This window comes from Streptomyces sp. SID14436, from assembly GCF_010548465.1.
In the GTDB taxonomy this organism is placed as follows: Bacteria; Actinomycetota; Actinomycetes; order Streptomycetales; family Streptomycetaceae; genus Streptomyces.
The window spans coordinates 1-2,995 of record NZ_JAAGMD010000565.1; the positions used below are offsets into that span (position 1 = coordinate 1).

Below are 2,995 nucleotides of genomic sequence, written 5' to 3' on the forward strand. Positions count from 1 at the left end.
GCGCCGCTTTTGGGAGGCCGCCGACGCCTCGGGGCCGGGCGGCCGTCGGGCCGCCCGGCCCCGGAATGCCGGAGGCCGGCGGGCGGCCCCACTCCGCCCGCCGGCTTCCTTGCGCGAGATCGCACGTCTCCGCGGGGTGCTCGCACTCCCCAATCTGCGGCCACCGCGCGGTCACGGGAACCGTGCGATCCCGGTCTAGAACGCGAAGACGCTCGAACCGTGAGCGTTCATCACGCACTCGTTGCCGAAGGTCCGCTCGTAGGAGACCCGCCGGCCCTGCCACACGCCCTCGACGGTGACGACCACGGGGTCGTACTGCTTGGTGCAGAAGACGCCCGGCCGCATGCTCAGGGCGTCGAGGTTGCCGCTGACGCCGTCGAGGTCGGCGCAGGCCGAGGCGGCGGCGGGGTGGCTGCCCGAGGAGCCGGGGCCACAGGTCAGGGTGACCGCGCGTTCCGGTGTCACGCTCTGCGCGCTCTCGCCGTGACCCATGGTCAGTACCAGGGCCGAGGGGGCGTAGAGCGCGGACGGGCCGGTTCCCGGTGCGGCCTGCGCGGCCCCGGTGAGGGGTGCGAGGACGGCTGCGGCCGTGAGGCCGAGGGTGGTGGCCCAGCGCGCGGTGTTCCGCATTGTGTGCATCCTTCCGCTCGTTTCGTTCGATCGCCGGTCCGTGCTCGGTCGGTGCAGGACCGGCGAGCGGGAGTCTGCCGAGTCCGCAGCGGAAAGACACGTCGACCCTGCGGGTTTCAGTAACATTGCGTGTTGAATCAGTGGCGCGAAGTCACCAAGCGGAAGGGCTTCAACGCGGTAATCAAGCGGTTACCGGGTGCGCGAAGTGGCCAGTCGGCCGAAATCCCGCCGCCCGTTAATCGGCCTGAAACATTCCGATTCTGCCGTCGGTGGTCCATACCGCGACGCCTTGTGTTCATGAGGAGATCACCCTCGACCGGGCAGGGATCGGACCGCCCGCCGCCGGACCGGCCGCGTTGTCAGCGCCCGGCACTAGCGTCCGGCGCATGACGCGATACGTGATGGTGGCGGGCGCCTGGCTGGGCGGCTGGGCGTGGGACGAGGTGGCCGCAGAACTGCGGGCGCGGGGGCACGAGGTCGGGGCGCCGACGCTGTCCGGGCTCGCCGGGCGCGGCGGCGTCCCGGCGGACCAGGAGACGCATGTGCGGGACGTGGTCGCCGAGGTGGACCGGCTCGGACCGGGCGAGGTCGTGCTCGTCGGGCACAGCTACGCCGGCGTCCCGGTCGGACAGGCCGCCGAGCGGATCGGCGCCCGCCTGTCCCGGGTGGTGTACGTCGACGCGAACGTGCCGGTCCACGGGGAGTCGTTCCTGTCCGGCTGGCCCAGCGAGGAGGTCCGCCGGTCGATCGCCGAGCACGGGGGCGTCTGGCCGCCGCCGCCCGCGGGCGAGTTCGCGGGGCAGGGCCTGACGGACGACCGGATCGCCCGCATCCTCGCCCGGGCGACCCCGCACCCCGGCGCCACGCTCACCGGACCGGCCGTCCTCGACGGCTCGCCCGGCGACCTCCCGACCACCTACGTCAAGTGCCTGCTGGACGGGGAGGACCCGCCGCCCGCCGCGGCCGCGCACCTGGCCGGCGGGCGCTGGGAGCTGGTCCGCATGAACACCGGGCACTGGCCGATGTTCTCCCGCCCCCGCGAACTGGCCCGGATCCTGCACGAGTCGGCCGCGCGCGCCTGACGGGCGGATACGGTCGGGCACGAGCATCCGACGCTCGGCCGACGGACGAGGAGAGGCGGGACGGACGCATGGCCGGACACTGGGCCGACTTCCAGTACGAGATCTACCTGAACGGGATGACGGGTGCGGTCCCCCGGCTGCCGACGGACCTGACCCGGCTCGAACAGCTGACCGAGCAGCGGCTCGGCCCCGGCCCAATCGGCTACGTGGCGGGCAGCGCGGGCGACGGCAGCACGGCCCGCGCCAACCGGGCGGCCCTGGACCGGCACCGGATCGTCCCGCGCATGCTGCGCGACGTGCACGAACGGGACCTGTCCGTACGGGTGCTGGGCCGGGAGCTGCCGGCGCCGCTGGCGCTGGCTCCCGTCGGGGTGCTGTCGATCATGCACCCCGGGGCGGAACCTGCGGCGGCCCGCGCCGCCGCCGCGCGCGGCGTGCCGTTCGTGCTCTCCTCGGCGTCCAGCACCCCGATGGAGGAGGTCGCCGAGGCCATGGGCGGGGCGGAGCGCTGGTTCCAGCTGTACTGGCCGAAGGACGTGGAGGTCGCCCGGAGCTTCCTGGCCAGGGCACGGGCGGCCGGATACACCGCTCTGGTGGTCACGCTGGACACTCCGCTGCTGTCCTGGCGGCCGCGCGACCTGGACCAGGCGTACCTGCCGTTCCTCCACGGAGTGGGCACGGCCAACTACTTCACCGACCCGGCGTTCCGGGCGGGGCTCGCCAAGCCGGTCCACGAGGACCCGAACGCGGCGGTGATGCACTTCGTCGGCATGTTCTCCGACCCCGCCAAGACCTGGCCGGACCTGGCGTTCCTGCGGGAGAACTGGGACGGCCCGATCGTGCTGAAGGGGATCCTGCACCCGGACGACGCCCGGCTCGCGGCCGACGCCGGGATGGACGGCGTGGTGGTGTCCAACCACGGCGGCCGTCAGGTGGCCGGGTCGGTCGCGGCGGCGGACGCGCTGCCCCGCGTGGCCGAGGCCGTCGGGGACCGGCTCGACGTGCTGTTCGACAGCGGGGTGCGCACCGGCGACGACGTGTTCAAGGCGCTCGCCCTCGGCGCGCGGGCGGTGCTGCTGGGGCGGCCCTACGTGTACGGGCTGGCCCTCGACGGGGAGGCGGGCGTGGACCATGTCGTCCGGTGCCTGCTCGCCGAACTGGACCTGACGCTGGCGCTGTCGGGGCACGCCGGGCCGGGCACGGTGGGACCCGGCGACCTCGTGACGGCCCCCGCCTGACCCGGCCTCCGGCACGCCCGACGGCCGGGCGCCCGGGCGGAGTCC

General features: G+C 74.2%; 3 protein-coding genes. 2 read left to right on the plus strand and 1 reads right to left on the minus strand.

The features are described 5' to 3' along the window. Positions 1-195: 195 nt before the first annotated feature. Positions 196-630 (minus strand): subtilase-type protease inhibitor, encoded by a 435-nt coding sequence (locus G3I53_RS19750; RefSeq protein WP_164337710.1) that lies wholly within the window; start codon positions 628-630, stop codon positions 196-198. A gap of 386 nt (positions 631-1,016) precedes the next feature. Here G3I53_RS19750 and G3I53_RS19755 point away from each other — a divergent pair, with 386 nt between their 5' ends. Beyond that, positions 1,017-1,712: an alpha/beta hydrolase gene (locus G3I53_RS19755; protein WP_164337709.1), complete on the plus strand. Its 696-nt coding sequence runs from the start codon at positions 1,017-1,019 to the stop codon at positions 1,710-1,712. A 68-nt stretch (positions 1,713-1,780) separates the two neighbouring features. Continuing rightward, complete coding sequence (locus tag G3I53_RS19760) at positions 1,781-2,950, plus strand: lactate 2-monooxygenase (RefSeq protein ID WP_164337708.1); 1,170 nt, start codon at positions 1,781-1,783, stop codon at positions 2,948-2,950. Positions 2,951-2,995 lie beyond the last annotated feature (45 nt).

Bases quoted from the DNA above. Each gene is read 5' to 3' on its own strand.
- G3I53_RS19750 (WP_164337710.1), bottom strand. From the start codon at position 630: ATGCGGAACACCGCGCGCTGGGCCACCACCCTCGGCCTCACGGCCGCA.
- G3I53_RS19755 (WP_164337709.1), top strand. From the start codon at position 1,017: ATGACGCGATACGTGATGGTGGCGGGCGCCTGGCTGGGCGGCTGGGCG.
- G3I53_RS19760 (WP_164337708.1), top strand. From the start codon at position 1,781: ATGGCCGGACACTGGGCCGACTTCCAGTACGAGATCTACCTGAACGGG.